Below are 26,576 nucleotides of genomic sequence, written 5' to 3' on the forward strand. Positions count from 1 at the left end.
CTACCGGACGGACTCGATCCATATTCCGAGGCTGAGGGGACGGCCGTCAAGGCAGCACGAGGCAGGCGGATCCGGTGTTCACCCCGGTGCCGACCAACAGATCGATGGCCAAACTGCCGTTGGGGTACTGCTCGGCATAGAGATGGTGCTGACCGGGCGCTGTCGGAGTCCAGCTGACGGTCGCCTGGCCGCGGCTGGTGTGTGAGTCGTAGTAGGGGATGACCGTGGCGTTCGGAGCGAACGTGGCCGCACCGGTATCGGTGAACCTGACGTTGTGGTAGTCACCCACCGCGGCGGTGAGGGTGTAGGTGCAGTTCGACCCGTACTGGCTGGTGAGGCCCACACTCTGAGCGGGTGACCCCGGCGAGGCGTTCAGACTGGTGACCGTACCGGCGGCATGAACGGTCGGCGCGACCAGAACCGTGGCGAACAGCATGGCCGCCGCCGCGCCCACTGTTCCCGTGACCTGGACGCGGCCGGTTCGCCGACGCGGACGGTCGCCGGGGGCAGTGCGCTCGATACGATTCGACATGGTGGAATCCCTTCTCTCCCTTGCACTCACGATTCCCCAGGCAGTGCCGTCGGGACAGAGGAGAAAGGCCCTTACAGAACTCCGGCCGCCACCGAACCCTCATCACTTGGCGGGGCATCGGTGTTCGCGAGCGAGTTACATCCGGGTGTAGTGGCGGCCGCCGCCGTACCGGGGTCCGTAGCCGCGTCGACCGCGGAGGAAGAGGAAGAACACCAGGGGGAACACGAAGAACGGCACCATATGGGTCACCACCACCAGCACCGCGCCCAAGGCGAGTACACCGAATATGGCCAGCGGCAGCCATACCGAGGAGGACTGCCGCTGCGCCGCCTGGACCGGCGGAGCCGATCGCATCGCTGTGGGCTGCGGGAGGTCTGTGAACAGAACGGACAGATCGCCGATGGTTTTCGCGGCATAGGCGCGAGCCACCCGATCGTCGTATTCGGTCACGTCCAGGCGACCCGCGGCGAAGTGCTTACCGAGTGCCTCGGCAGCCTGTTCACGCTCTGCCGTGCCCACGCGCAGGGCCGCGGGCCCGAAGGCCGCGGGGCTGAAATCGGTCATGCCAACCACCTCACCGGGGAACCAAATACGCTGTCCACCACAGTAGGCCCGAATTCGATGGCCGGCTTGCGCCTCACGGCGTATTTCCGAGTACAGCCGGAGGTGTACATACCCCGGATTCGAGTTTTCGTCGACGACCCACGGGGGACACTGCAACGGTGACGATTGATGTCTGGGCTCAGCATCCGACTCTCCGATTCCTCGAACACGATATGTTCGCCTCACTGCGGCGATGGACCGGCGGAACCATTCCCAACGAGGCGATTCCGCTGTCGGCGACGCTGGGGGTGATGGATGCCGCGGGCATCGAACGCGCCCTGATCTCGGCCTGGCATGCGCCCGAAGGGGTGCTCATCTCCAATGACGAGGTGGCCGCCTGGGTGGGGGCGGCGCCGGATCGGCTCAATGGTGTTGCCGCTGTTGGTCTTCGACGGCCCATGGAGGCCGTTCGGGAGGTGCGGCGGTGTGCCGATCTGGGGTTCAAGGGTGTGCGGGTGCTGCCCTGGTTGTGGGAGACACCGCCCACTGATCGGCGGTTTTATCCGATATTCGCGGCGTGTGTCGAGGCCGGTTTGCCGTTCTGTACGCAGGTGGGGCATACCGGACCGCTGCGGTCGTCCGAGCCGGGCAGGCCGATCCCGTACATCGATCAGGTGGCGCTGGATTTCCCGGAGCTGACCATCGTCTGCGGGCATATCGGCTATCCGTGGACCGAGGAGATGATCGCGGTGGCCCGCAAACATGAGAACGTGTACATCGACACCTCCGCCTACACCACGAAACGTCTTCCTCCGGAGTTGATCTCGTATATGAAGACGGGCAGCGGCCGCCGCAAGGTGCTGTTCGGCACGAACTATCCGATGATCCTGCCCGGGCACGCGCTGAAGGGCCTGGACGAATTGGAGCTCGATGTGGAGGTGCGGGAGCTGTACCTCGCCGGTAACGCGCGGCGCGTGTTCGACCTCTGATCACGCCGCGCGAAAGGCCTTCTCGCCCACGCGTTCCGGATCGGTGATATGTGCGAGGAACAGTCGCGCCGCCGGAGTCGGCGTGCGGGTGGTGACCGCGTGCCAGGGCCGGTTCAGGGGCGTGCCCTCGATCGGCAGCACCTCGAGATGCCGGTCCGCGAGATCACCCTCGATGGCATCGGAGTGGATCAGGGTAATTCCCAGCCCCTCCCGGGCCGCCGCCAGCGCCGCGCCGTGAGTACCGAGAGTCAGTGTGGGAGGCCGGATTTGGAGCCTGTCGAAGAGTGCCAGCGTGGTGTCCCGCGTGCCCGACCCCGCCCCTCGTAGCAGCCAGGTCGCCTCCGCCGGATCCGGCCACCGCCCGGGTGCGCCCACCACCACCAGTTGGCACGGCCGCCGCGCCCGCGTCACCAGTCCGGCCTCGCGCGGCGGGCGGCCGGCGACCACGAGATCGGTTTCGTGGTGCGTCAATTCGATGTACAGCACATCCCGGGGCTGGATGGAGAGCCCCAGTTCGATATCCGGATACCGATTCCGGAACGAGGCCAGCAGCCGCAGCAGCACGTACTCACCGGCGGTCGCCACCACCCCGATGCGCAGCCGCCCCGTCTCGGCCTCACGCACCGCGGCATGCGCCTCCTTCATCAATCCCAGGATGCTGCGGCAGTAGTCGGCGTATACCCGCCCCGCCTCGGTGAGCGCGATACCTCGACCGGATTTCGCGATCAGTTTGGCGCCCAACTGTTTCTCGATGTGCGCAACCGCGGCGGAGGCCGCCGCCTCTGTGATGTGCAACTGCGCCGCCGCGCGTCGAATACTGCTGTGCCGGGCCACCGCGAGAAACGTTTCCATGCGGACCGCGCTCACCGTACCCATCGTCAAACGGTAGCAAACACGACGAAATGGTTGAGGGAGACGAGAAACAATCGAATTGTTTGTCGATAACACTGCCGTCATCCTGGGAATCGCAAGTCGCCCAACCCGGTTCGCAGGAGGAATGATGGCCGTATCCGATGATCAGGATGGCACCCGCGGCCGGTGGGATCCGGGCGTGCAGTCGTATGCGTCGATGGGATACTACAACCCCGACTATGAGCCCAAGGACACCGATGTCCTCGCGGTCTTCCGGGTGACGCCGCAGAAGGGGGTCGATCCGATCGAGGCATCGGCCGCCGTCGCGGGCGAATCCTCTACCGCCACATGGACTGTCGTGTGGACCGACCGGCTCACCGCACACAGCCGCTACCAGGCCAAGTGCTACCGCGTCGACGAGGTGCCGGGCCGCCCGGGCGAGTACTTCGCCTATGTGGCATACGATCTCGACCTCTTCGAAGAGGGCTCGATCACGAATCTGACCTCCTCGGTGATCGGCAATGTATTCGGTTTCAAACCCCTGGCGGCATTACGCCTGGAGGACATGCGAATTCCCGTTGCATACGTGAAGACCTTTCAGGGTCCGCCGCACGGAATCGTTATGGAACGGGAATACCTGAATAAATACGGCCGCCCGCTGCTGGGGGCGACGGTGAAGCCGAAACTCGGTCTCTCGGCCCGCAACTACGGCCGCGTGGTCTATGAAGCCTGCCGCGGCGGACTCGATTTCACCAAGGACGACGAGAACATCAACTCGCAGCCGTTCATGCGCTGGCGTGATCGCTACCTGTACGCCATGGAGGGCGTCAACCGCGCGATCGCCGACACCGGTGAGCTCAAGGGGCATTACCTCAATGTCACCGCCGCCGATATGGAAGACATGTACGAGCGCGCCGAATTCGCCAAATCGCTCGGCAGCGTGATCATCATGATGGATCTGACGGTCGGCTACACCGCCATGCAGTCGATGTCCAAGTGGGCCAGGCGCAATGGCATGCTGCTGCACCTGCATCGCGCCGGACATTCCACCTACACCAGGCAGAAGACGCACGGCGTGAGCTTCCGCGTCCTGGCCAAGTGGTGCCGCCTGATCGGCGTGGATCATCTGCACGCGGGCACGGTCGTCGGCAAGCTGGAAGGCGATCCGCATACGGTCAAGGGTTTCTATGACACGTTGCGGGACAACCACGTTCCCGCGAATCCGGCCAATGGCATCTTCTTCGATCAGGACTGGGCGAGCCTGCCCGGTGTCATGCCGGTGGCCTCCGGCGGTATTCACGCCGGGCAGATGCATCAGCTGCTCGATCTGTTCGGCGATGACGTCTGCCTGCAGTTCGGCGGCGGCACCATCGGTCATCCCATGGGCATCGCCGCGGGCGCGGAAGCCAATCGCGTCGCGCTCGAAGTAATCGTCAAGGCGCGCAACGAAGGTCGCGATCTGCTCAAGGAGGGGCCGGATATTCTGCGCCGCGCCGCCGCGACCAATCATCCGCTCGAGGTAGCGCTGAAGACGTGGGGTGATGTCACCTTCGACTACACCTCCACCGACGCACCCGACGCCATTCCGACCGCGACACGCTGAAAGGCGGTGAACCGCAATGCAACTGCGACACGGCACCTTCGCGCACCTGCCGGATTTCAGTGATGAGGAAATCGCGGCCCAGGTCCGCTACGCCCTGCTCAACAATTGGCCGGTATCCATCGAATACACCGATGATCCGCACCCGCGCAATGTCTACTGGGAGATGTGGGGCCTGCCCCTGTTCGATCTGGACGAGCCCGACGGCGTGCTCGCCGAGATCAATGCCTGCCGGGCGACCTTCCCGCGGCACTACATCCGGGTCAACGCCTACGACGCCACCTACGGGCGGCAGAGCACCGCACTGAGCTTCCTGGTGCAGCGTCCGGCCGAGGAGCCGGGCTTCCGTTTGGAACGCACCGATGCGGCCGATCGCAGTCAGCGCTACGGCTACCACCCGTACGCCCTGGACGACCGTCCGGGCCAACGTTACGGCGGCTGAACGTAATTCGGATCGGGAGGACCAATCGTGAGTACAGCGCATCCCGCGATCCCGGGCGATCGGGCACCTGTGGCCAACCGCTCGGGCAACGGGTTCCAGATGCATCGGCCCGGGGCCACGAACCCCGCGCCGCTGCGCGGATCGGCCGCCGCCCCCTCGTCACCGCAGGATGCGGCGGCTGATCAGCTGGCCGATGACGCACTGCTGGACCTCTCGACCGATATCGCGGGTAAGGATGTCGAGGACACCCTTACCCGCCTGGACGCCGAACTCATCGGCCTCGCCAATGTGAAGCGCCGGGTGCGCGAGATCGCGGCACTGCTGCTCATCGACCGCGCCCGCCAGCGCTTCGGCCTACAGGCCACCCGGCCCACCATGCATATGAGCTTCACCGGCGGGCCGGGCACCGGTAAGACCACCGTCGCCCTGCGCATGGCGCAGATGCTGCATTCACTCGGCTATATCCGCAAACCCAAGGTGCACACGGTGACTCGCGACGATCTGGTCGGCCAGTTCATCGGTCACACCGCGCCCAAGACCAAGGAGGCCCTGGCCAAAGCCGCCGGAGGCGTCCTGTTCATCGATGAGGCGTACTACCTGTTCCGGCCGGAGAACGAACGCGACTACGGGCAGGAGGTCATCGAGATCCTGCTGCAGGAGATGGAGAACGAACGCACCTCGCTGGTAGTCATCTTCGCGGGCTATCCGGATCGCATGGACACCTTCTTCTCCGCCAATCCGGGCCTGTCCTCACGCGTGGCGCATCACATCGAATTCCCGGACTACACCCACGACGAACTCCTGGCCATCGCCGAACTCATGGTGGCGCAGGAGAATTTCCATTTCGACGACGCCGCCACCGAGGCCTTCTCGCGATACCTCGAACTGCGGATGCCCCGTCCCCGCTTCGCCAATGCCCGCAGCGTCCGCAACGCGCTGGACCGCTGCCGCCTGCGCCAGGCCAAACGCCTGGTCGAGTTACACCGGCCGCTGAGCCGCACCGATCTGATCACGTTGACAGACAACGACGTCTACGGCAGCAGCGTGTTCGCCTCCCCGGTGGAGGTGCCAGCCACGTGAGGAAATGAGCAGGGAATGCCCGAAGGTCTGAAGACACTGACCCGCTACACCATCGAACAGGAGCATCGGCATCCCGGATCCTCCGGGGAGTTCTCGGCGCTGCTGAACGTGCTCGCCACCGCCACCAAGATCATTGCGAATCAGGTGACCAGGGGAGCCATCGTGGGGTCGCTCGGCGCGTATGAGGCGGACAATCTGCCGATTACGGTGCATCGCAAGATGGATGCCATCGCGCACGACATCATGGTCGCCGAAAGTCAGTGGAGTGGGCCGCTTTCGGCGCTGGTGTCCGAGCAGATGAGCGGATTCCACGCGGTACCGACCGAAGTCAGGCGCGGGAAGTATCTGCTCGCCTTCGATCCATTGGACGGGTCGAGCAATATCGACGTGAACCTACCTGTCGGAACGATATTCAGTGTGCTGCGCGCACCCGAGGACGGACGGGCCGCGGCATCGGACGACTTCCTGCAACCCGGCGTACAACAGGTGTGCGCCGGGTTCACCCTGTACGGACCGGCCACCATGCTCGTGCTCACCACCGGCAATGGCGTGGACGGGTTCACCCTGGACCGTGAGGTGGGTGCGTTCGTACTCACCCACCCGCGCATGCGAATCCCGGACGACACCTCGGGTTTCGCCATCAATGCCGCCAATGAGCGCTTCTGGGAGCGGCCGGTGCGCCGCTATGTCCACGAATGCCTACAGGGCGTCGAGGGGCCCCGCGGACGGGATTTCAATATGCGCTGGGTCGCCTCACTGGTCGCCGACACCTTCCACATCCTCACCCGCGGCGGGCTCTACATGTATCCGCGCGACACCCGGAATCCGAGTCGCCCCGGCCGGGTGTCACTGCTGTACGGCGCCAACCCGATTGCCTTCATCGTCGAACAGGCGGGCGGCGCCGCCACCACCGGACACGAGCGAGTGCTCCAGGTGCAGCCGGGTGAGCTGCATCAGCGGATCCCGTTCATCTTCGGTTCGCGCAACGAGGTCGAGCGCATCGAGCGCTATCACTCCGAACCGGACGAGGGGCACAGCTTCGACGCCTCGCTGTTCGGATCACGTTCGCTGTTCCGCTCGGCCGGGCGCTGAAGCCCGGAAATCGTTGTCCGGCAATCGAGGAGGTTCCATGTCGGTCAAACATCCGGTGGTCGCGATCACCGGGTCGTCCGGTGCGGGGACGACCAGCGTCACCCGAACCTTTCAGGAGATATTCCGCCGCGAGGGAATCAACGCGGTACTGGTGGAGGGAGACTCGTTCCACCGCTTCGACCGCAATGAAATGCAGTTGGCCATGGCCGAAGCGGAACAGAATCGCAATCTGCAGTTCTCACACTTCGGGCCGGAGGCGAACCTACTCGGCGAACTCGAATCGCTTTTCCGCGATTACGGCGAAACCGGCGTCGGCGCGGTCCGCAGATATCTGCACGATGAGGGCGAGGCCAAACCCTATGGGCAGCCGCCGGGTACATTCACGCCGTGGGAGGAGTTGCCGCCGGGCAGCGATCTGCTGTTCTACGAGGGCCTGCACGGCGCTGCCACCACCGAGGGCATCGATGTGGCCCAATACACCGATCTGCTCGTCGGGGTGGTGCCGATCATCAATCTGGAGTGGATTCAGAAGGTGCACCGGGACAAGACCGAACGCGGATACTCCAGTGAAGCGATCATCGACACCATCCTGCGGCGCATGCCGGATTACGTGAAGCATATCTGCCCGCAGTTCTCCCGGACCTATGTGAACTTTCAGCGGGTGCCGACCGTCGACACCTCGAATCCGTTCACCGCCAGGACGATTCCCACCGCCGACGAGAGCTTCGTGGTGATCCGCTTCGCCGATCCGAAGGTCATCGACTTCCCGTATCTGCTGTCCATGCTGCACGATTCGTTCATGTCACGGCCCAACAGCATTGTGGTGCCCGGCGGAAAGATGGACCTGGCCATGCAGCTCATCTTCACACCGCTGATTCTGCGACTGATGGATAAGCGACCCAAGCGACTGCGCTGAAATATGGGCCCGGACAAAAGAATCCGGCGGCCGCCCCGAAGGACGACCGCCGGATATCGGGTGGTGACTACAGACCCGCGGGCACACTCTTCGCGCCGCTCTTGACCTGGAACGCGCTGATGATCTCCATAATGCCGATGAAGATCAACCACCAGCCCACCACCAGGGTCAGCGTCAGCAGTGAGGCGAATGGTGCGGCGATCAGCCAGCCACCACCGATCACCAGCATGATGCCGAAGAAGATCGCCCAGCCGCGCCCCGGCATACCGTCTCCGGAGATGCCGACGATCAGCGAGGAGACGCCGCGGAAGATCCAGCTGATACCGATCCAGATGGCCAGCAGCAGCACCGCGGTGGCCTCACCGCGCTCGGTCCAGTCGTGGAAGCAGAGGAAACCCAGGATCAGCGACAGAATCGCGCTGATGAACGACAGAATTCGCATTCCGGCGCTCAAATGCGTGCCGAAGGCCGCGATGAGTTGGAAGAGACCGGAAACAATCAGATAGACGCCGAAGAGGACGCCCGCGACGAGCAGCGTTTTCCCCGGCCAGGCCAGGATCAGGATGCCGAGTACCACCGAGAGGATGCCGGTGACCAGTATCGACTGCCAGGCGCTCCGGGCCAGAGCGTGCACCGGCCCTTCGTTAACTTCCTCTTTGCTGGTTGTCATGTTTCGGAGAATATGCCCAGCTAAGTCACTTTGCGGTTAAGTTGCCCGGTGTGGTGTCAGGTTGTGATGCTGTGCACGCGACGTCGGTTCGGCGATTCTTCTCGTGGCGGCAGTACCGCACATCGGCTCGCCAGGTATAGATGGCGACCAATGCGGAGCCGATAACCGCTGCGTCCAGCATGGATTCACCGGAGACCGGAATACTGACCAGCCCGCCGATGAGCGCGCCGAGCGCGAAAGACGCGTATTGCACGGCATATCCGGCCCAGTCCCGCGCCGAGCCATTTCCCGCCAGATGCCGCTCCACACCCTGCGCGAGTTTCACCAGCGTGCCGGTGACATAACTGACGGGTATGGACACCTCACCGTTCTTCACGAAAGAGGTATTGAGCGCACCCATTCCGAATGCCACGGCCAGAATCGGGATCAGGCCGATACCGCGCTCGCCGAGGATGTGATCACCCACGGCGGCAACCAGCAGTGCTCCGGTGGCCAACATGGTCGCGCCATGTGGATGATTGCGCCACCAGTAGCGACGGCACAGCGAAGCGATGAAGACGCCCAGTACGAACGAGAGGATGAGCAGGGCCGCACCCGCCGCCAAAGTGTGGTCGCCGGCGAAGTTTCCGATAATCGCGCGTTCGGTATTACCGGTCATGAAGGTGACGAAGTAACCCGCCGAGTGTGCGTAGGCGGCCGCGCCGATGTATCCGGCAAGCATCGACAGGACCGAGGACAGGCGGGTCTCGAGATCCCAGAAAGGGCCCGGTGCGACGTCCTGGCTGACAGTCATGGCAACAGGCTAGCAACCAATTCTGAGCGTTTCGGGACGGACAAATCTCGTCGAACGCGTCGCCGAAACAGTGCGGTACAGTACTGATGTTAACCGGAATTCACATCCGGTAGGCAGGTACGAAAAAGGAGAAACCATGACCTCCGCCGTCATTGTCGACGTCGTCCGCACGCCCTCCGGCCGAGGGAAATCCGGTGGTGGACTGTCGGAAGTGCATCCCGCGACGCTGCTGTCCGGAGTCCTCGAAGCGCTCATCGATCGCACCGGAATCGATCCCGCCCTGGTCGATGATGTGATCGGCGGTTGCGTTACCCAGAGCGGTGAGCAGGCCTTCAATATCGCCCGCACGGCGGTGCTGGCCGCCGGTTTCCCCGAAGCGGTACCCGCCACAACCGTCGACCGGCAGTGCGGATCTTCACAGCAGGCCGCGCACTTCGCCGCCCAGGGCGTGATCGCGGGAGCCTACGACGTTGCCATCGCCTGCGGCGTGGAGTCCATGTCGCGGGTGCCGATGTTCTCCAATGCGCAAGGCAAGGACGCCAATCGAGGGCCGATCGCGCACCGATACCCGAATGGGCTTGTACAACAGGGGATTTCGGCTGAAGTCATCGCGGCGCGCTGGAAGTTCGACCGGGTCGCGCTCGACGAGTTCGCGGCGCGCTCACACCGATTGGCCGCCGAGACCGCGGCTTCCGGTGGCTTCGACAATGAACTGGTGGCGGCCGGGACGCTGACCGCCGATGAGACGATTCGCCCGACCACCACGGTCGAGGGCCTCGCAGGGTTGAAACCCGCCTTCGTGGATGCCGAATTCAAGGCGCGATTCCCCGAGATCGAATGGTCGATCACACCGGGCAACTCCTCACCGCTCACCGATGGGGCGTCCGCCGCGCTGATCATGAGCGAGGAGAAGGCCGCGCAGCTCGGGCTGAAGCCGCGCGCACGATTCCACTCCTTCGCGGTGACCGGTGACGATCCGCTGCTCATGCTGACCGCGGTCATTCCGGCCACCCGCAAGGTGCTCGATCGAGCCGGATTGAGCATCAATGACATCGACGCCTACGAGGTGAATGAGGCGTTCGCGCCGGTACCGCTGGTGTGGGCGCATGAACTCGGCGCGGACCCGGCCAAGTTGAACCCGCGCGGCGGGGCCATCGCGCTCGGCCATCCGCTCGGCGCCTCGGGCGTACGAATTCTGGCCACCATGGTCAATCACCTCGAACAGACCGGCGGGCGCTACGGCCTGATGACCATGTGTGAGGCGGGCGGTCTGGCGAACGCCACCATTATCGAACGCCTTTGAGCAGACAGCGAATTTGTCGGTGCGGCGTCGTACCGTAGTCGCGTTGGCTTCGGCGAGAGGTGTGGGCGCGGTGCGGGTTTCGTGGGATCAGGTGTTCGCCTGGCGCATGGGGCGTCAGTTCGTCGACCCACGCGGTGGGGCGGATGCGGTCGCGGTGGTCGGGCGACTGGCCGGTGTGCAGACGCAGGTCACCTCGGCGGCGGAGACCGCGGTGGCCTTGCGAACCACGCAGGGGAAACCCGGTGCGGTGACCAAGGCGCTGGGGGAGAAGAAGCTGCTGAAGACCTGGGCCATGCGCGGGACCCTGCATGCGCTGACGCCCGATGTCGCGGCCGGAGTCCTGTCCTTGATGGGCTCCGCCCGCACCTGGGAGAAGCCTTCCTGGACAAAGAATTTCGGCGCGACGCCACAGGATATCGAGGCGCTCGTCAAGGCCGTGGGGGAGATCCTCGACGGTGCGATCCTCACTCGCGACGAACTGGTCTCCGCGATTGTCGCCGAACCCCGCTTCCATCCTCTCGAGGAGCAACTGCGCTCGGGCTGGGGCGCACTGCTCAAACCTCTCGCTTGGCAGGGCGCGCTCTGCCACGGCCCCGCCGACGGAACATCGGTCACCTTCGCCAGCCCGGCGCGGCTGATCCCCGGCTGGCGCGGAATCCCCGAACCGGATGTGGCCGCACCCGAGGTCATCTCGGCCTATCTCGGCGCGTACGGCCCCGCCACGCCCGAGACCTTCGATGCCTGGCTCTCCCGCGGCAGCATCCGCAAACCGATACTGCGGCGATGGTTCTCCGAGCTGGGTGACCGGCTCACCGAGGTCGAGGTGGAGGGTCGAAAGGGTTACATCCGCACCGAGGACGCCGACGAACTCGCCGCCACCGCACCCGCGCGATCGGTGCGCCTTCTCGGTGCCTTCGACCAATATGTCCTCGGTCCAGGAACAGGCGATACCGCACTACTCTCCGCCGACCACCGCGCCAAGGTCAGCCGCACCGCGGGCTGGATCTCACCCCTGGTACTGATCAACGGTCGCATCGCCGGAACCTGGGAGGTCGTGGACACCGACCTGATCGTCACCATGTTCGACAATGCCGACGCACCACTACCGGAGCTACAGGACGAGGCCGCACACGTAGCGCGAGCCATGGGCACGTCACCACTCATCGTCACGACCGAATAACCCGCCGCCGAACCGGTATTCGCGTACCCGCCGTCCCGCAGCATTGAGACATCCATCCCGTTGCGCGGGGCGGCATTTCATGGCCCGCGCTCGCGGAGTGGGCCCACTGCCGACACTGTGACCTGGGGCGGGCCCTCTTCGACGGCAGCACGACCGCGTGAGTTCGCAACCGACGGTGGCCCATTCGACTTCCCCGTTGTGTGAATCGACATTTTATGGCTGCCGAAGCACGCCGATACCGTCGAACTCATGGAATGGAATATTCGATCAGCAGAAGAATTGTCGGCCGCGTTGCGTGCCGGTGAGGTGACCTCGGTGGAGCTGACCGAGGAGGCGATCGCCCGAATCGAGCGGGACGACAAGGCGATCAACGCGATCTGTGTACCTGATTTCGACCGCGCGCGGGACGCCGCCAGCAGTGCCGACCAGGCGCGCGCACGCGGCGAGAACGGACCGCTGCTCGGTATTCCGGTGACGGTCAAGGAGTCCTATGACATGGCCGGGCTGCCCACGACCTGGGGCATGCCGCAGCACGCGAACCATGTGCCGACCGAGGACGCGGTACAGGTGTCGCGGTTGAAGGCGGCCGGTGCGGTACTGCTCGGTAAAACCAATGTGCCGATGACGCTGCGAGATATCCAGAGCTTCAACGACATCTACGGCACCACCAACAATCCATGGGATCACAGCCGCACCTCGGGTGGATCCTCCGGCGGATCGGCGGCGGCCCTGGCATCCGGATTCGGCGCGCTGTCCATCGGCTCCGACCTCGCCGGCTCGCTGCGCACCCCCGCGCACTTCTGCGGCATCTACGCGCATAAGCCGACACTCGGGCTGGCGCCGACCCGCGGTATGGTCGCGCCGCCCGCACCGGCCCTGCCGATCGACCTCGACCTCGCCGTCGTCGGCCCGATGGCGCGCACCGCCCGCGATCTCACCCTCCTGCTCGACGTGATGGCCGGACCGGACCCGCTGACCCACGGCATCGCCTACGACCTCGCACTGCCGCCCGCGCGGCACGATCGGCTCTCGGACTTCCGGGTCCTGATCATCGAGGACCATCCGCTCATTCCGACCGGATCGGCGGTGCGGGCAGGTGTGAACCGGGTCGCCGAGGCGCTCGCCGACGCGGGCGCTCGCGTCGAACGGCACACTCCGCTGCTGCCCGATCTGACCGAGGCCGCAACGCTTTACATGCAGCTGATGCTGTCGAACGCCGCCGCGGGCCTTCCCATCGACGTGTACGAACAGCTGCGGACCCAGGCCGCCGCGCTGAGCGCGGACGACCGGAGTCTCGATGCGGCGCGGCTGCGCGGCATGGTACTCAGCCACCGCGAGTGGGTCGAGGCGAACAACCGTCGCGAACTCCACCGCCACGGCTGGCGCCAGCTCTTCACCGAGTTCGATGCCGTGGTGTGCCCCATTACGCCCACTCCCGCCTTCCCGCACAACCACAACGGAGGTTTGGAGAACCGGCGTATCGATATCGACGGCGTCGAGTACCCGTACTTCGATCAGCTCGTCTGGGCCGGTGCGGCCACCATGCCCGGTCTGCCCGCCACCGCCATACCCGCGGGCCGGTCCCCCGAGGGGCTGCCGGTGGGAGTGCAGCTCATCGGTCCGATGTTCGAGGACCGCACCCCGCTGCGGCTGGCCGAACTGCTCGAGCAGAAGATCGGCGGCTTCCGAGCACCGGAATAGGTCGCACTACCGGACCCTCGGCCGGGATCCACACCCTCAGCGGGTGTGGCTCGGCAGCAGGTCCGGCGAGTGCGCGCCCGGCCCCAACTGTGGGCGCAGGTCCCGCCCATGCACGTGTTCACCGCACTCCGAACACACCGGCCGCACCGTCATGACGTGCCCGCACGGCTTGTGCACGGATTCGATCGGCGGCCCGTCCGGCGCGGCCCAGGTATCGCCCCACTGCCGCATGGCGGCGAGCACCGTCCACAGTGAGCGTCCCTTATCGGTGAGCCGGTAGTCATACCGCACCGGATTCTCCTGATACGGCTCGCGAATCATAATCCCTTGTTCCACAAGGTATTCCAGCCGCTGCGTAAGCACATTGCGTGCGATTCCGAGCCTGGTCCGGAAGTCGTCGAAGCGGGTGATGCCGAATATCGCGTCACGAACGATCAGCAGCGTCCACCATTCGCCCACGGCCTCCAGGCATTGGGCGATGGAGCAGTTCATGTCCTCGAAGCTGGTTCGGCGCATCACCCGAGCATAGTCGGTTGCTTGAAAGAACTCACCGGGCTAGGGTGCGTTTCATGATGCAACTCACTGGCCTTTCCGGCCGACCGATGGGGGAGAGATCTTGAGTACCGTTGTGGCCGAGCAGGACCGGCGGACGACGAATCCGCAGGTGGTGCTGGGCATTGTGGCGATCGGTGTGCTGCTGTCCAGCCTGGATCTGTTCATCGTCAATGTGGCGCTGCCCGATATCGCCGCCGATTTCTCCGGATCGAAGATCTCCGGACTCTCCTGGGTGTTGAACGCGTACGCGATCGTCTTCGCCGCACTGCTGGTGCCCGCCGGGCGACTGGGCGATCGCAGCGGCAATCGCACCACCTTCCTGACCGGTCTCGGCCTGTTCATTCTCGGATCGGCGCTCTGCGCGGTGTCCTGGAATGTGGGTGCGCTCGTGGCCTTCCGGGTGGTGCAGGCCGTCGGCGGCGCACTGCTCACCCCGGCCTCGCTCGGATTGGTGCTCGCGGCGACGCCGCCCGAGCGCCGGGCCATGGCGGTGCGACTATGGGTCGCGTTCGGTGGTCTCGGCGCGGCGCTGGGTCCGGTGCTGGGCGGTCTGCTGGTCGAGATCGATTGGCGCTGGGTGTTTCTGGTGAATGTGCCGATCGGTATCGCGGCGCTGGTGATCGGTCTGCGACTGCTGCCGAATCCGGCCGGTGACGGTGGTGCGTTGCCCGACGGGTTCGGTGCGCTCATGCTGGTCGGCTCGGTGGCGACGCTCGTTCTCGCGCTGGTGAAGGGTGAGGATTGGGGCTGGGGTTCGCCCGGTGTGATCGGCGGACTGGTGACGGCGGTGGTCCTCGGTCTCGCATTCGTCTCGTCGTCGCGGCGGCACCGCAGTCCGGTGGTGGATCCCGCGCTGCTCCGGCTGCCGAATTTCGCGCTGATGGTGGGCAATTCGATGCTGTTCAATATCTCGTTCGCGGGCATGCTGCTGTCGGTGGTGCTGTGGGCGCAGAACGTATGGGACTGGTCGGCGCTGCAAACCGGACTCGCAATCGCGCCCGGACCGCTGGTGGTGCCGGTCGTCGCGATTCTGGCCGGACGGCTGATCGCCCGGATCGGCGCGGGGCCGGTGATCGCGCTCGGCGGTGTGCTGTTCGCTGCCGGGATCCTTTGGTGGACAGTCTCGGTCACCCTCACCCCGAATTTCGCGGGCGGACTGCTGGGCGGCATGCTGCTCACCGGTCTCGGCGTCGGCTTGACCATGCCGACCAGCTTCGCGGCCGGTACCGCCGGACTGCCACCGCAGCGTTTCGCCACCGGGTCGGCGGTGTTGAGTATGGCCCGTCAGCTCGGATTGGCCATCGGCGTCGCGGTTCTGGTCGCGGTGCTCGGTTCACCGGTCGGGCCGGAGGCGAATCTCGAAGCGTTCCAGCGCGGCTGGTATGTCATCGCCGGTGCGGCGGTCGCGGCCGGAGTCGTCGGTCTCGCGGCGCGACTACCGCGACCGGCTGACTGACGCTCTCCAGACGACACCCGCATCAGACCGTAGGCGGGTGTCGCCACCCAACTTTTCAGGGCAGCTCTCAGGGGTTGTCCCGATGTTCAGCGAGGCCCCCGGTCCCTACCGTCGAATCATGCGAATCATGCCGACCGCGGCCGCCTTGACCGCGCTGCTCGCGGTGGCGGGCTGCTCCAGCGTGAACACCGACAGCACGCCCAAGACCGTCACCTCCACTCTGATGCAGGTATCGCCCCGCCGAGTCGATCAGGTACGCAACGATATCGACGCGATCGTGCGCTCCGGTATACCCGGCGTGATCGCCACCTTGAGCGAGAGTGGCCAGACCGTGACGCTCACCTCGGGCGTCGCGGATCGCAGCACCGGCGCGCCGATTCCCATGACCCCGCCACAGCAGATCCGCGTCGGCAGCATCTCCAAAACCTTCACCTCCGCGATCATCATGCAGCTGGTGGCGGAGAACAAGATTCGCCTCGACGACTCCGTCGACACCTACCTGCCCGGCCTACTGGTCGGCGACGGTGTCGACGGCCGCAACATCACCATCCGGCAGCTACTGCAACATCGCAGCGGTCTACCGGAATTGACCGACGACCCCCAGATCGACGAGTACCGCGCGGCTCTGGCAGGCCGCACCTACACGCCCGCGCAGGAGGTGACGATCGCCCTGCGTTTTCCAGCCAAATTCGCCCCCGGCACGAAATACACGTACACCAACACCAATTACATCGTCGCCGCCATGCTGATCGAAAAAGTCACAGGCAGAAGCTATTCAGAGGAATTGACCGGCCGTATCACCGCTCCCTTCCACCTGGTCGACACCTACCTCCCCGCCACCGGCGACCAGGAAATACGCGGCCCCCACCCGCACGGCTACACCACCATCGACGGTGTCCTCACCGACGCCACCCGCTCCGAACCCTCCGTCCCCTGGGCAGCTGGCGCGATCATCTCCACCGGCGCCGATCTCAACCACTTCTACCAAGCCCTGGTTTCGGGCCAAGTGGTCCCACCCGCCCAACTCCAGGAAATGCTCGCCGGCAACCCCGTCCCCGGCACCCCCTTCCAGTACGCCCTGGGCATCGGCAGCACCCAACTCTCCTGCGGCGCCCAATACTTCGGGCACACCGGCGGCATAGCCGGCTACACCACCATCACCGGCGCCACCGCAGAAGGCCGCTCCGCCACGATCGCCATGACCGGCGCCCCCGACCACAACCCGGACATACCTGCCCTCATGTCCCACGCCCTCTGCCCCTGACCAACACCCGTGCGATGGCGCGGGCAAACCTCGACCAACTCCTCCGCACCATTACGTACAAGTCATCGGGTGCGGTGGAGCTCCGCTGCGAGGGTGAGGAGTTCGGGCATATGGGGGCCGTCGGTGGCTGCTCGATCGAGGGCCTCCGCCAGCGGGAAGGTGCGGACTTCGAGGATCTGTTCGGCATCATCGGGATTGGTGGGAGCACCCGCCAGCCGTACATCGGCGGTGCACCAGAGCCACGCTTTGCGCGGATGGGGTTGCCAGGGGCGATAGGGCGCAGGGCGGTCGGTGACCGCGTGATGCGCGCCGAACCAGTGCAGCGGGCCGACGAGTTCAGCTCCGGCCTCCTCGTGGAGTTCGCGGATTACGCAGTCACGCACGGACTCCGATCCCTCTCGGGTACCGCCGGGAACCAGCCAGAAGCCGCGACTGTCGCGGCAGAGCACGATTTCGTCGCCGACGAAGCAGATGACGTGAATATTGGTGACCAGGTCATCGGGCGGAAGTTCGGTCGAGAACTGAACGTCCAGGCCACCCCATTCCCAGCGAGCGGGAGTGTGCAGCAGGGGGTAGCGGTCCGCGAGTGTCACGGTTCGACCGTAGCTCGAGCTGGGCGTAATCGCCTGGGGCTCTATGCTGCCCGCGCGATCGGGGTACTCGCCCGGACGCCTAGAACTCGTTTCAGTATGGTTCCCCCATGACCCTTGTCATCGACAACAGCGTGGAGATCGACGCACCCGCCGACCTGGTGTGGCAGGTGCTCACCGACGTGGCCAAATACGGCGAGTGGAATCCCTTCGTCCCCTCCTGCCAGACCACCCTCGAACCCGGCACCCCGATCGATATGCAGGTGCGCCTGCTCGGCTCGAAGCCGCGTCAGCAGCGCGAATTCATCCGGACCCACACTCCGGGCAAGGAATTCAGCTACAACATGAAGCCGGTGCCGGGTCTGTTGAACAGTCTGCGCCAGCACAATGTGATCCCGCTGGAGGATGGCCGCACCCGCTACACCTCGCATTTCGAGCTCAATGGCCCGGTGAGCATTCTGGTCAGCGCGGTTCTCGGCGGCGCGATGCGCAAGGGATTCAACGGTATGACCGACGGCCTGAAGCAGCGCTCCGAGTCGCTCGCGGCAGTGCAAGGCTGACGAAAGCCGTTGTGCGGAAAAGAAAAGCGCCTATCCATTGATGTCAATGGATAGGCGCTGATCGGTTACGCCTCGAACGGAATCGTATTTCCGGCCTGATCACGCATTCCCTGTCCGGCTTCGATCGCCTCCACCAGGTCTTCGACGCTCGACCACCGCAGTGGCGGCCGATCGTCGAGATTTCCGATGGTGTACCAGGTATCGGTGTCGCGGTATCGAACCAAACCGGTTCCCGCATCGTCGACGGCGACGTCGAGTGCCCCCGACACCGTCCCTTCCTCCTGGGTCATGACGGCTGCTGCGGCGGGTATCTCGATGACGTCGATTATCTGAACCCTCCTTGTTTGACGCAGTCGTCGACTGCGGTGAGCAGTGCTTTGCGCTCGTCGGGATCAACGGTCAGATTGTATTTTATCTTTATCTGGATGTAGTGATCGAGATAGCCACACCGGAAGCTTCCCGGCGGAAGGTAATGCGCGGCATCCTGATCGCCCTTGGATCTATTCGCCGAGGGGTCCGAGGCGATGAGGTTGATCGCGTCATTGGCAATATTCCGGCGGGTGTCCTCATCCATCTTTCCCGCGCCCGAACGCCAGGCTTCGGCAAGCGGGACAATGTGCTCGGCGTCCACGCCCGCCGGATCGGTAATGAACTTGTACGGCTTGAGTTTTCCGGTCTTCGCATCGAGGACGCCGTACTGGTCTTTCCAGCCGCCATCTTTACCGACCTTCAGCTCGCAGGTTTTCGCGTCGAGGGTGACCGTGCCGCTCGCGTCGCGCAGCATCATCACATCGCGAGTCGTGCATTTGCTGTACTGCGCGAATGCCTGACCGAAGCCGTGCGCGGGCGTGTTGTGGTCCCAGTGCGGGAACTTCTCCCGGCTGTAACCGGTCATCGGGAGTTCGTCCGCGACAGCGAGTTTCGCCACCGCCGCGGCGACCTGTTTACCGTCGGCGGAGGCGGTGACCGGGGGGTTCTTACCGCCGGTATCGGTGCCGCTCCGCTGCTCGAGGATGACGGCGATGACGACCAGCGCCACGGTCAGCAGCAGACCGACAAGGGTGGAGAGTCCCTTACGGGACTTGGGGATGGACAGTTTCATGCCGCACCTGCCGCAAAACCCTGGGGCAGCATCGGTTTCCGGGGGCGCGATGGCTCACTTTGCAACATATCCCGAACACCGTCGCAATCCTCTACCCGAAACAGCAAGTCACACCGACGGTTCGGAGACGGGGGTCACACGAGCAGACCCCGAATCGGGGCCGTCGGCGAACGCGGCGCTACTAATAGCTTGAGGCAGACCGAGATCGAGAACAAGTGGAACGCAAACGCCGCGCCGACAACATGATCGGCGCGGCGAGTCGTTCGGAAACGACAGCGTGCGGGAAGGCTATTGATTGTTCAGCTTGTTCAGGCGCTCGCAGGATTCCAGGTACTCGGTGATGAGGCGTTGCACCACATCGGTGGAGCGTTCGATCTTGTTCAGCTGGCCGACGACCTGGCCGACCGGGTTGAAGTTCACGTCCTTGGCGGCCTCGGGGTACTTGTGCCCGCGCTTGACGCCGTCGATGGTGACCATCATCTGCAGCGGCATGCCGAGCGGGTTCGGGGTGTCGTCCCGCTCCCACGCCTCGGTCCAGTCGTTCTTGAGCATGCGGCACGGCTTACCGGTCCAGGACCGCGAGCGCACGGTATCGCTGCTGGTGGCGTCGATGTAGGTCTGCATCTGCGCGGGCGGCACATTGGCCTCCTCGACGGTCAGCCAGAGCGAACCGGTCCACGCGCCCTGCGCACCCATGGCCAGCGCGGAGGCGACCTGACGACCGTTGCCGATACCACCGGCGGCGAGCGCCGGCATATCGCCGATGGCGTCGACGACCTGGGGCCACAACACCATCGAGGAGACCTCGCCGCAGTGGCCGCCACCCTCGGTGCCCTGCATGACGACGAAGTCGAGTCCGGCGTTCTTGTGGTTCATGGCGTGCTTGACCGAACCGCACAGCGCGCCGATCAGGCGGCCCGAGTCCTGGATCTGCTTGATCACGTCATCGGGCGGGGTGCCCAGCGCGTTCGCGACCAGCTTGGCCTTGGGGTGCTTGAGAATGACATCGATCTGCGGGGCGACCGTGGTGGCGGTCCAGCCCAGCAGCTGGTTCGGCTGCTCGTCCGCGGGCAGCTCGGGCACATTGTGATCGGCGAGGATCTTGGCCGCGAAATCGCGGTGACCCTGCGGGACCAGCTTGGCGAGCTGGGCTTCGAGCTCCTGCGGGCTCAGTCCCTCGACGCCCTTGCCCTCGTACTTGGAGGGGATGACGAGGTCGACGCCGTATACGCCCTGGACGTGCTCGTCGAGCCAGGTCAGCTCGACCTCGAGCTGTTCGGGGCTGAAGCCGACCGCGCCGAGCACGCCCAGGCCACCGGCATTGCTGACCGCGGCGGCCACATCGCGGCAATGGGTGAACGCGAAGATGGGTACATCGATGCCCAGGCGATCACAGATCTCGGTACGCATGTGTGGGGGGCTCCTCTAACTTCCCGGCACTGGAATGTTCTGCCCATCACACTAGAACATGTTCTACATTCAGACCAGTCTCGCGACGCCTACCGGTCGGCACCTGTCAACAACATGTTCTAGTTGGTGAGATCGGGGTGATGTGCGAGGCGGCCATCGGCGAGCAGATCGTCGAATAACAACTGGTCGACCGGCGGAACATGCGGGCGATCGGCGTAGGTGAACCAGGCCATCTCCTCGATCTCGCTACTGACCGCGAGCGTACCGCTGTACTCGGCGGTGTAACAGGCCATCCGCACCACGGCATCGGGAATCGCCGCTTCGTAAGTCCCAACGTGCACAACGGATTCCGGCAACAACGCGACGGTCAACTCCTCGTCGATCTCCCGCACCAGCGTCTCCAGATCGGACTCCGCCCCCTCCCGCTTCCCACCCGGAATATAGAAGACGTCCTTCCCCTTCGGCCGGGCACAAAGAATCCGCCCACCCTCGATCCGCACCCACGCCACAGTGTCGATCAGCCGCATCCCCGCAGCCTAAGCCAGTGCCCCCGACGTGCGTGTGCTGGCGCGGGGAGCTACTCGGCGTATGCCTGCGCCGCTACCCGCGGGTTGGCTGGAGTGGGCTCTCCGGCAAGGGGATTCGACTAAAATTCGGGGATGAGGCGGATCGCGGCGGGGGTTGCGGTGGCTGTTGGGGTTGCCGTGACGGTCGGCGCGTGTCAATCCGCTGGGGATTCGACGGGGAGGACGACGGGTTCGGTCAGCTCCAGCGTCGGGCTGCCGGGGGATACAACCCCGGCGGTGGCGGTTTGGGCTGTGCCGCAGGCGTTTTTGGGGAAGTGGACGGGGACTGTCAGTGGCGGGGCGGGGGCCTTCGATTTGGTGTTCACGATCAAGTCGGGGAAGGGGGCCGAGGAGGTGGTCGATGCCATCAGCACCGCGCAGGGATCGGGGAATCGATGCGAGAGCATCGGGCGGATGGTCAATGGGGTGGAGAACGAATTGACGTTCGCTTTCCGGGTGACCGGCGGTACGGGGTGTGATGACGGGGGGAAGTTGGCCACCGTCGGACTGCGAGGTGATGGGTCGGTGAACTACAGCAGCGATCGGCCCGGTGGGAGGCTGACGGGGATGCTTCAGAAGAGTTGATTCACCAGGAGATTCACCGATCGGGTGATGCGGTCGGTGTCGCCGGTGATCCACCAGTCCATGATTACGCCCCGCATACCCGAGATCAGCAGGGTCGCGGCGGCTTCGGGATCCTCGATGGCAGGGTTTATGCGGGCGAGGGTTTCGGTCATCGCGGTAATGAGGACCTGGATCGCATCGGTGGCGTAGTCGGTGAAGGGGCTGCCGGGCACCGTGGCCGCGCCCAGGACTTGGAGCAGGACTCGGATGCTGATCGAGGCCGTGCCGGTGGTGTTCAACATGAAGGATTGGCCCAGGCGGGATTTGAGGACGTCCGGATCGTCTATGCCCGCGAACAGGGTGGCGATATCGGGGCGTTGGGTCTCCAGCGCCGCCACCAGCATCTGCTCTTTGGTGCCGAAGTAGTGGATGAGCATGCGGGAGCTGGTGCCCAGGTACTCCGCGAGCGGGCGCAGGGAGAGTTCGGCCAGGCCACGGTCGGCTATATAGGCGATGACGCCTTCGAGGAGTTCGGCGCGGCGAGCGTGGTCGAGGGGGCGTGGCACGGAGTTGACTGTAGCGGACGGTACAGGTATCCATGTCGTCATGGGTGTAGCAATTGGTACAGAAACTCGTAGTGTCGTGGTTACCGCGATGGCCGCCACCACCTGCCTCGGGCCGGATCTGGACACCACCTGGACGCGACTGCTCGCGGGTGAGAGCGGAATCGCCCCGCTCACAGACGATTTCGTGACCGAGCAGCAGCTGCCCGTGCGGATCGGCGGGAGATTGACCAATCAGCCGGGGGAGCAGCTGACCCGCATCGAACAGCGGCGCATGTCGTTCGTGCAGCAGCTCGCCCTGGTGCTCGGGCGGCGCGTCTGGCAGGAGGCCGGAACGCCGGAGGTCGAGGCGGAGCGACTCGCGGTGGCGGTGGGGACCGGACTCGGCGGCGGAGACGCCCTCGTGCACGCGGTGGATGTGATGCGGGCGGGCGGCTACCGCAAGGTGCCCCCCATGACGGTGCCCATGGTCATGCCGAATGGTTCGGCCGCCACCATCGGATTGGAGATCGGCGCGAAAGGCGGCGTCTACGCACCGGTTTCGGCGTGCGCGTCCGGCGCGGAGGCCATCGCGCACGGCTGGCGCCTGATCGCGACCGGTGAGGTCGATATGGTGGTCGCGGGCGGCGTGGAGGGGCATATCGACGCGGTGCCGATCGCGAGTTTCGCCATGATGCGGGCCATGAGCACGCGCAATGACGAACCCGCGCGCGCCTCACGGCCTTTCGACAAGGATCGGGACGGATTCGTCTTCGGCGAGGCGGGGGCCATGCTGGTGCTGGAGTCCGAGGAACACGCACGGGCGCGCGGTGCGCGGATTCTCGGGCGAGTGCTCGGCGCGGGCATCACCTCGGACGGCTATCACATCACCGGCACCGCACCCGATGGTGATGGTGCGGCCCGCGCCATGCGCAAGGCGATCAACTCGGCGGGGTTGACCGCCAACGATATTCAGCACATCAACGCCCATGCCACCTCCACGCCGGTCGGTGATGCCTCCGAGGCCAATGCCATCGCGGCCGTCGCACCGGACGCCTCGGTCTACGCGCCGAAGTCCGCGCTCGGGCACTCGATCGGCGCGGTCGGTGCGCTGGAGGCGATCCTCACGCTGCGCACGCTGGAGCGCGGAATCATCCCGCCCACACTGAACTTCGAGCAGGGCGATGCCGCGACTCCGCTGGATATCGTCGCCGGTGCACCCCGCGATCAGACCCTGGACTACGCGCTGAGCAATTCGTTCGGCTTCGGCGGCCACAATGTGACCCTCACGCTGGGTCGCGCCTGACCGCGAAGAGCTCAGTCCGGCGCGACCTTGGACAGCATCGTCTGCGCATGCTCGGCGAGTACGGGCCGGAAACTGAAGCACATGCTCAGCCAGAGCAGACCGAAAATCCATCCGGCGACGATATCGGTCGACCAGTGCACGCCGAGGTAAAGCCGGGACACACCGACACCCACCACGAACAGAACGGTGCCGGTGACCAACAGCATGCGCCACAATCCACGCAGCAGTGGCAGCAATACCGCGACAACCACACCCACCACGACGGTCGATCCCAGCGCGTGCCCCGACGGATAGGAGTGATTGATCTCGACCACCATCCGGTCGATCAGCGGCGGCCGTGGTCGGGCGATGAGCAGTTTGCCGAAGAACACCAGCGCGCCCGCACCGAGCGCGGTGAAGCCCACGAAAACCGCTGTCTCCCACTGCCTTCGCCAGGCCAGGCCCGAGCATGCGGCCACGCCGAGCACCGTCATGGTGCCGGTGTCGCCGAGTGCGCTGATGCCCTTGGCGAAGACGGTCGCCGTGCCGTTCCGATGGCCGATGAACCATTGCAGCAGACTCGCGTCGGGCCCGATCGGCCCCGGATGCACCTGCACCGCGAAGGTGAGCAGGGCGACGATCGCGCTCAGCGCCAGCAGTGTGCCCAGGACAATGGGGTGCGGCACATGTGGCCGCGTCGGCACGGTCGAAGACTCCATTTGCGTTGCGGTAACTGCGGGCGGCATCTCTCGACCATGACACGTTCTGCCTGAGAAGAGGTTGAGAACCTGGGTGAGCGGCTCGATTTTTCGAATCCATGACGCGCGATCACGACAAATCGGGCCAGACCATCATGTTCGGAGCGCATTGCCATAGGGCATGCTTGGGCCGTGCGAGTGCTGGTGGTGGAGGATGAGCAGCGGCTGGCGCGCACCATCGCGCGCGGACTCGAGCTGGAGGGTTTCGTCGTACAGCTCGCGCACACCGGCACCGAGGGCCTGTGGTGGGCGATCGAGGACGAATTCGATGTGATCGTGCTCGACATCATGTTGCCGGAGTTGAGCGGATACGAGGTGCTGCGACGACTGCGCAGCCGCGACGTTTCGACGCCGGTGCTCATGCTCACCGCCAAGGACGGCGATTACGAGCAGGCCGACGCGCTCGATCTGGGAGCCGACGACTATCTCACCAAGCCGTTCTCATTCGTGGTGTTGATCGCCCGGCTGCGGGCCCTGCTGCGCCGCACGTCACCGCAGCGGCCCGCGCTGTTGTCGGCGGGGGATCTGGTACTCGATCCGGCCCGGCGCAGCGTACGGCGCGCGGGCACCGAACTGACGCTCACTCCGCGCGAGTTCGGACTACTGGAGTTCCTGATGCGGCACAAGGGGATTGTCCTCACCAAGTCCGAGATACTGCGCAATGTGTGGGATACGCACTATGAGGGCCCGGAGAATGTGGTCGAGGTGTATATCGGCTATCTGCGCAAGAAGATCGATACGCCATTCGGGCAGGGCAGCATCGAGACGCTACGGGGCGTCGGCTACCGGCTGATCGATCCGGGGGCCACCGACGGGCAGCAGAATCACGAACCTGGCTCCACCCCAGGGTGATTCGCCCACGCTGACGCTGCCGCCGTGGGCGGCGACCAATTCGGCGACGATCGCCAGGCCGAGACCGGAGCCGCCCGAGGCGCGCGCCCGATCCGGCTCCAGTCGTACGAAACGGTCGAAGACGCGGGCGCGGTCGGCGACCGGAATGCCGGGGCCGTCGTCATCGATGACCACGCGGGCGTGCTCGCCGTCACGATCCACCGCGATGGCGACTTTCGAATCAGCGTGTGCCGCTGCGTTATCGGCGATATTGCGCAGTGCCCGTGCCAGCTTGGCGGGATCGCCGATCACCCGGGTCGGCCGGATATCGGTGCGGATGGTCAGCCCGCTCCGGCCGCGCAGCGCCGCGGCCTGCGCAGCGGCGAGATCGTCCAGATCGACATCACCCGTTCGCAATTCGAGCCGGTGCTCATCGGCCGCGGCGAGAGTCAGCAGGTCCTCGATGAGGTGTCGCATGCGTTCGGTCTCGGGGAGCAGGGTGCCGTCGATCAGCTCGCGATCCAGTACCTCGGGCCGGTCCCGGGCCAGCTCCAGGGCCGCGGCCACCGCCGCGAGCGGGCTGCGCAACTCGTGTGAGGCATCGCCGACGAATCGCCGTTGGGCGAGGTGACCGGCCTCGATGCGGGCCAGCATGGCATTCATGGTCTCGGCCAGGCGTGCGATCTCATCGCGTGCGGCCGGTACCGGAACGCGTTCGGAGAGATCGGTCGCGCCGATTCCGGTGACCCGGCGGCGGATCACCTCCACCGAGCGCAGCGAACGCCCGACCAGCAGGTAGGTCGCGGCCGCCGCGGCGGCGACGACAATCGGACCGCCCACGGCGACCAGCGCGGCCACCTTGGTCACCGCGTGCTCGACCGGTTCGGTACTCACCGCGACCATCACCGTGTAGCGACCGAGCGGGGTGTACACCGATCGCGCGGATACTCGTAGGTCGTCATCCTCGTCCGGGACCGGCTCCCGGCCGACCACCCGATCCCCGACAGCGTTCGGATCCAGCAGTGGCACGGTCGTTTTCGGGTCGGAGGAGCGCAGCACCCGCCCGCGCGGGTCGATCACCTGGACCGCGTCGATGGACCCTTCGGTGGAGAAGAGCGATGCGGGCAGTGCGCCGACCACACTCTCCGCGGACTCCTGCGCCGAGATCCGCGAGAGCTCCGGGGCGAGTGCGTCCATCTGGGTGACGGCCGCGGAGTCGAGTTCGCGCAGCAGCGACTCGCGGAGCAGTAACAGCATGGCTCCGGCGGCGGCCAGCAGCACCGCCCCGACCACCAGCGCGGCCACAATGGCGGACCGGACGCGCAGGCCCCAGCGGGAAGGCCGCAGCCACTCCGGAATCCGATTCACCCGACCATCATCGAGCACGCCCGGTATCGGGT

Annotated in this window: 29 protein-coding genes; 14 read left to right on the forward strand and 15 right to left on the reverse strand. The window is 65.3% G+C overall.

The genetic code is table 11. From position 1 onward, the window contains the following. Positions 1 to 46: 46 nt before the first annotated feature. Together OHB26_RS30620 and OHB26_RS30625 are read right to left on the reverse strand one after the other, a co-directional pair. On the reverse strand, positions 47 to 532 hold the full coding sequence (locus OHB26_RS30620) for a hypothetical protein (RefSeq protein WP_330180726.1): 486 nt from the start codon (positions 530 to 532) through the stop codon (positions 47 to 49). Between the two features lie 135 nt (positions 533 to 667). Beyond that, positions 668 to 1,096: a DUF1707 SHOCT-like domain-containing protein gene (locus tag OHB26_RS30625; RefSeq protein ID WP_330180727.1), complete on the reverse strand. Its 429-nt coding sequence runs from the start codon at positions 1,094 to 1,096 to the stop codon at positions 668 to 670. A 158-nt stretch (positions 1,097 to 1,254) separates the two neighbouring features. On the opposite strand from OHB26_RS30625, the gene OHB26_RS30630 reads away from it, so the two are divergent. After that, a complete protein-coding gene (locus OHB26_RS30630) occupies positions 1,255 to 2,064 on the forward strand; it encodes an amidohydrolase family protein (protein WP_330180728.1) in 810 nt (269 codons plus the stop codon). On the opposite strand, the gene OHB26_RS30635 is transcribed toward OHB26_RS30630, so the two are convergent. After that, positions 2,065 to 2,940 (reverse strand): LysR family transcriptional regulator, encoded by an 876-nt coding sequence (locus OHB26_RS30635; RefSeq protein WP_330180729.1) that lies wholly within the window; start codon positions 2,938 to 2,940, stop codon positions 2,065 to 2,067. Between the two features lie 121 nt (positions 2,941 to 3,061). Between OHB26_RS30635 and OHB26_RS30640 the strand changes: the two genes are divergently transcribed. Genes OHB26_RS30640 through OHB26_RS30660 form a run of 5 tightly spaced genes read left to right on the forward strand, consistent with a single transcriptional unit; the run spans position 3,062 to position 8,046 of the window. Then, entirely contained in the window at positions 3,062 to 4,519 is a 1,458-nt protein-coding gene (locus OHB26_RS30640) for a form I ribulose bisphosphate carboxylase large subunit (RefSeq protein ID WP_330180730.1), read from the forward strand. Positions 4,520 to 4,535: 16 nt separating this feature from the next. Then, on the forward strand, positions 4,536 to 4,958 hold the full coding sequence (locus OHB26_RS30645) for a ribulose bisphosphate carboxylase small subunit (protein WP_330180731.1): 423 nt from the start codon (positions 4,536 to 4,538) through the stop codon (positions 4,956 to 4,958). A 27-nt stretch (positions 4,959 to 4,985) separates the two neighbouring features. Further along, on the forward strand, positions 4,986 to 6,038 hold the full coding sequence (locus OHB26_RS30650) for an AAA family ATPase (RefSeq protein WP_330180732.1): 1,053 nt from the start codon (positions 4,986 to 4,988) through the stop codon (positions 6,036 to 6,038). A gap of 15 nt (positions 6,039 to 6,053) precedes the next feature. Next, a complete protein-coding gene (locus OHB26_RS30655; protein WP_330180733.1) occupies positions 6,054 to 7,130 on the forward strand; it encodes a class 1 fructose-bisphosphatase in 1,077 nt (358 codons plus the stop codon). Positions 7,131 to 7,167: 37 nt separating this feature from the next. Then, a complete protein-coding gene (locus tag OHB26_RS30660; RefSeq protein ID WP_330180734.1) occupies positions 7,168 to 8,046 on the forward strand; it encodes a phosphoribulokinase in 879 nt (292 codons plus the stop codon). A 67-nt stretch (positions 8,047 to 8,113) separates the two neighbouring features. On the opposite strand, the gene OHB26_RS30665 is transcribed toward OHB26_RS30660, so the two are convergent. Together OHB26_RS30665 and OHB26_RS30670 are read right to left on the reverse strand one after the other, a co-directional pair. Next, the gene (locus OHB26_RS30665; RefSeq protein WP_330180735.1) at positions 8,114 to 8,716 is read right to left on the reverse strand and encodes an HdeD family acid-resistance protein; all 603 of its coding nucleotides are present in this window, start codon (positions 8,714 to 8,716) and stop codon (positions 8,114 to 8,116) included. A gap of 25 nt (positions 8,717 to 8,741) precedes the next feature. Then, positions 8,742 to 9,509, reverse strand: coding sequence for a YoaK family protein (locus OHB26_RS30670; protein ID WP_330180736.1), 768 nt, complete (start codon positions 9,507 to 9,509; stop codon positions 8,742 to 8,744). A 136-nt stretch (positions 9,510 to 9,645) separates the two neighbouring features. Here OHB26_RS30670 and OHB26_RS30675 point away from each other — a divergent pair, with 136 nt between their 5' ends. The 3 genes from OHB26_RS30675 (at position 9,646) to OHB26_RS30685 (ending at position 13,693) form a co-directional block, all read left to right on the forward strand. Continuing rightward, a complete protein-coding gene (locus OHB26_RS30675; RefSeq protein ID WP_330180737.1) occupies positions 9,646 to 10,812 on the forward strand; it encodes a thiolase family protein in 1,167 nt (388 codons plus the stop codon). 43 nt (positions 10,813 to 10,855) lie between these two features. Continuing rightward, complete coding sequence (locus OHB26_RS30680; RefSeq protein ID WP_330180738.1) at positions 10,856 to 11,992, forward strand: winged helix DNA-binding domain-containing protein; 1,137 nt, start codon at positions 10,856 to 10,858, stop codon at positions 11,990 to 11,992. A gap of 249 nt (positions 11,993 to 12,241) precedes the next feature. Next, a complete protein-coding gene (locus OHB26_RS30685) occupies positions 12,242 to 13,693 on the forward strand; it encodes an amidase (RefSeq protein ID WP_330180739.1) in 1,452 nt (483 codons plus the stop codon). 36 nt (positions 13,694 to 13,729) lie between these two features. Here OHB26_RS30685 and OHB26_RS30690 read toward each other — a convergent pair whose 3' ends face one another. Beyond that, positions 13,730 to 14,209, reverse strand: a complete 480-nt coding sequence (locus OHB26_RS30690; RefSeq protein WP_330180740.1) for a winged helix-turn-helix transcriptional regulator — start codon at positions 14,207 to 14,209, stop codon at positions 13,730 to 13,732. A 100-nt stretch (positions 14,210 to 14,309) separates the two neighbouring features. On the opposite strand from OHB26_RS30690, the gene OHB26_RS30695 reads away from it, so the two are divergent. After that, positions 14,310 to 15,704 carry an MFS transporter gene (locus OHB26_RS30695; RefSeq protein WP_330180741.1) on the forward strand — a complete coding sequence of 465 codons (1,395 nt, stop codon included), beginning with the start codon at positions 14,310 to 14,312 and terminating at the stop codon, positions 15,702 to 15,704. A 118-nt stretch (positions 15,705 to 15,822) separates the two neighbouring features. Continuing rightward, positions 15,823 to 16,968: a serine hydrolase domain-containing protein gene (locus OHB26_RS30700; protein ID WP_330180742.1), complete on the forward strand. Its 1,146-nt coding sequence runs from the start codon at positions 15,823 to 15,825 to the stop codon at positions 16,966 to 16,968. A gap of 62 nt (positions 16,969 to 17,030) precedes the next feature. Here OHB26_RS30700 and OHB26_RS30705 read toward each other — a convergent pair whose 3' ends face one another. Continuing rightward, the gene (locus OHB26_RS30705; protein ID WP_330180743.1) at positions 17,031 to 17,561 is read right to left on the reverse strand and encodes an NUDIX hydrolase; all 531 of its coding nucleotides are present in this window, start codon (positions 17,559 to 17,561) and stop codon (positions 17,031 to 17,033) included. 107 nt (positions 17,562 to 17,668) lie between these two features. Between OHB26_RS30705 and OHB26_RS30710 the strand changes: the two genes are divergently transcribed. Beyond that, positions 17,669 to 18,118 (forward strand): SRPBCC domain-containing protein, encoded by a 450-nt coding sequence (locus tag OHB26_RS30710; protein WP_330180744.1) that lies wholly within the window; start codon positions 17,669 to 17,671, stop codon positions 18,116 to 18,118. Between the two features lie 65 nt (positions 18,119 to 18,183). Here OHB26_RS30710 and OHB26_RS30715 read toward each other — a convergent pair whose 3' ends face one another. From OHB26_RS30715 to OHB26_RS30740, 6 genes are all read right to left on the reverse strand, one after another. Further along, on the reverse strand, positions 18,184 to 18,408 hold the full coding sequence (locus OHB26_RS30715) for a hypothetical protein (RefSeq protein ID WP_330180745.1): 225 nt from the start codon (positions 18,406 to 18,408) through the stop codon (positions 18,184 to 18,186). A gap of 35 nt (positions 18,409 to 18,443) precedes the next feature. Next, a complete protein-coding gene (locus OHB26_RS30720) occupies positions 18,444 to 19,220 on the reverse strand; it encodes an HNH endonuclease family protein (RefSeq protein ID WP_330180746.1) in 777 nt (258 codons plus the stop codon). Positions 19,221 to 19,508: 288 nt separating this feature from the next. After that, positions 19,509 to 20,630: a nitronate monooxygenase gene (locus OHB26_RS30725; protein WP_330180747.1), complete on the reverse strand. Its 1,122-nt coding sequence runs from the start codon at positions 20,628 to 20,630 to the stop codon at positions 19,509 to 19,511. 119 nt (positions 20,631 to 20,749) lie between these two features. Further along, a complete protein-coding gene (locus OHB26_RS30730; RefSeq protein WP_330180748.1) occupies positions 20,750 to 21,157 on the reverse strand; it encodes an NUDIX hydrolase in 408 nt (135 codons plus the stop codon). 194 nt (positions 21,158 to 21,351) lie between these two features. Further along, positions 21,352 to 21,603 (reverse strand): hypothetical protein, encoded by a 252-nt coding sequence (locus tag OHB26_RS30735; protein ID WP_330180749.1) that lies wholly within the window; start codon positions 21,601 to 21,603, stop codon positions 21,352 to 21,354. Between the two features lie 165 nt (positions 21,604 to 21,768). After that, on the reverse strand, positions 21,769 to 22,326 hold the full coding sequence (locus OHB26_RS30740) for a TetR/AcrR family transcriptional regulator (RefSeq protein ID WP_330180750.1): 558 nt from the start codon (positions 22,324 to 22,326) through the stop codon (positions 21,769 to 21,771). Positions 22,327 to 22,366: 40 nt separating this feature from the next. On the opposite strand from OHB26_RS30740, the gene OHB26_RS30745 reads away from it, so the two are divergent. After that, positions 22,367 to 23,608: a KasA/KasB family beta-ketoacyl-ACP synthase gene (locus OHB26_RS30745; RefSeq protein ID WP_330180751.1), complete on the forward strand. Its 1,242-nt coding sequence runs from the start codon at positions 22,367 to 22,369 to the stop codon at positions 23,606 to 23,608. An 11-nt stretch (positions 23,609 to 23,619) separates the two neighbouring features. Here the strand turns inward: OHB26_RS30745 and OHB26_RS30750 are convergent, their stop codons facing one another. Next, positions 23,620 to 24,306, reverse strand: coding sequence for a phosphatase PAP2 family protein (locus tag OHB26_RS30750; RefSeq protein ID WP_330180752.1), 687 nt, complete (start codon positions 24,304 to 24,306; stop codon positions 23,620 to 23,622). 171 nt (positions 24,307 to 24,477) lie between these two features. On the opposite strand from OHB26_RS30750, the gene OHB26_RS30755 reads away from it, so the two are divergent. Further along, positions 24,478 to 25,197, forward strand: a complete 720-nt coding sequence (locus tag OHB26_RS30755) for a response regulator transcription factor (RefSeq protein WP_330180753.1) — start codon at positions 24,478 to 24,480, stop codon at positions 25,195 to 25,197. On the opposite strand, the gene OHB26_RS30760 is transcribed toward OHB26_RS30755, so the two are convergent. Continuing rightward, entirely contained in the window at positions 25,114 to 26,562 is a 1,449-nt protein-coding gene (locus OHB26_RS30760; RefSeq protein WP_330180754.1) for a sensor histidine kinase, read from the reverse strand. The genes OHB26_RS30755 and OHB26_RS30760 overlap by 84 nt on opposite strands. Positions 26,563 to 26,576: the final 14 nt, after the last annotated feature.

Origin of the sequence: Nocardia sp. NBC_01503 (assembly GCF_036327755.1) — a bacterium.
GTDB lineage: Bacteria > Actinomycetota > Actinomycetes > Mycobacteriales > Mycobacteriaceae > Nocardia.

Coding starts and splice junctions, on each gene's coding strand:
- OHB26_RS30715 (WP_330180745.1), bottom strand. CDS start 18,408: ATGACCCAGGAGGAAGGGACGGTGTCGGGGGCACTCGACGTCGCCGTC.
- OHB26_RS30690 (WP_330180740.1), bottom strand. CDS start 14,209: ATGCGCCGAACCAGCTTCGAGGACATGAACTGCTCCATCGCCCAATGC.
- OHB26_RS30710 (WP_330180744.1), top strand. CDS start 17,669: ATGACCCTTGTCATCGACAACAGCGTGGAGATCGACGCACCCGCCGAC.
- OHB26_RS30730 (WP_330180748.1), bottom strand. CDS start 21,157: ATGCGGCTGATCGACACTGTGGCGTGGGTGCGGATCGAGGGTGGGCGG.
- OHB26_RS30665 (WP_330180735.1), bottom strand. CDS start 8,716: ATGACAACCAGCAAAGAGGAAGTTAACGAAGGGCCGGTGCACGCTCTG.
- OHB26_RS30745 (WP_330180751.1), top strand. CDS start 22,367: ATGGGTGTAGCAATTGGTACAGAAACTCGTAGTGTCGTGGTTACCGCG.
- OHB26_RS30735 (WP_330180749.1), bottom strand. CDS start 21,603: ATGCTCTCGCATCGATTCCCCGATCCCTGCGCGGTGCTGATGGCATCG.
- OHB26_RS30640 (WP_330180730.1), top strand. CDS start 3,062: ATGATGGCCGTATCCGATGATCAGGATGGCACCCGCGGCCGGTGGGAT.
- OHB26_RS30725 (WP_330180747.1), bottom strand. CDS start 20,630: ATGCGTACCGAGATCTGTGATCGCCTGGGCATCGATGTACCCATCTTC.
- OHB26_RS30670 (WP_330180736.1), bottom strand. CDS start 9,509: ATGACTGTCAGCCAGGACGTCGCACCGGGCCCTTTCTGGGATCTCGAG.
- OHB26_RS30675 (WP_330180737.1), top strand. CDS start 9,646: ATGACCTCCGCCGTCATTGTCGACGTCGTCCGCACGCCCTCCGGCCGA.
- OHB26_RS30685 (WP_330180739.1), top strand. CDS start 12,242: ATGGAATGGAATATTCGATCAGCAGAAGAATTGTCGGCCGCGTTGCGT.
- OHB26_RS30750 (WP_330180752.1), bottom strand. CDS start 24,306: ATGGAGTCTTCGACCGTGCCGACGCGGCCACATGTGCCGCACCCCATT.
- OHB26_RS30660 (WP_330180734.1), top strand. CDS start 7,168: ATGTCGGTCAAACATCCGGTGGTCGCGATCACCGGGTCGTCCGGTGCG.
- OHB26_RS30625 (WP_330180727.1), bottom strand. CDS start 1,096: ATGACCGATTTCAGCCCCGCGGCCTTCGGGCCCGCGGCCCTGCGCGTG.
- OHB26_RS30655 (WP_330180733.1), top strand. CDS start 6,054: ATGCCCGAAGGTCTGAAGACACTGACCCGCTACACCATCGAACAGGAG.
- OHB26_RS30635 (WP_330180729.1), bottom strand. CDS start 2,940: ATGGGTACGGTGAGCGCGGTCCGCATGGAAACGTTTCTCGCGGTGGCC.
- OHB26_RS30620 (WP_330180726.1), bottom strand. CDS start 532: ATGTCGAATCGTATCGAGCGCACTGCCCCCGGCGACCGTCCGCGTCGG.
- OHB26_RS30645 (WP_330180731.1), top strand. CDS start 4,536: ATGCAACTGCGACACGGCACCTTCGCGCACCTGCCGGATTTCAGTGAT.
- OHB26_RS30720 (WP_330180746.1), bottom strand. CDS start 19,220: ATGAAACTGTCCATCCCCAAGTCCCGTAAGGGACTCTCCACCCTTGTC.
- OHB26_RS30700 (WP_330180742.1), top strand. CDS start 15,823: ATGCGAATCATGCCGACCGCGGCCGCCTTGACCGCGCTGCTCGCGGTG.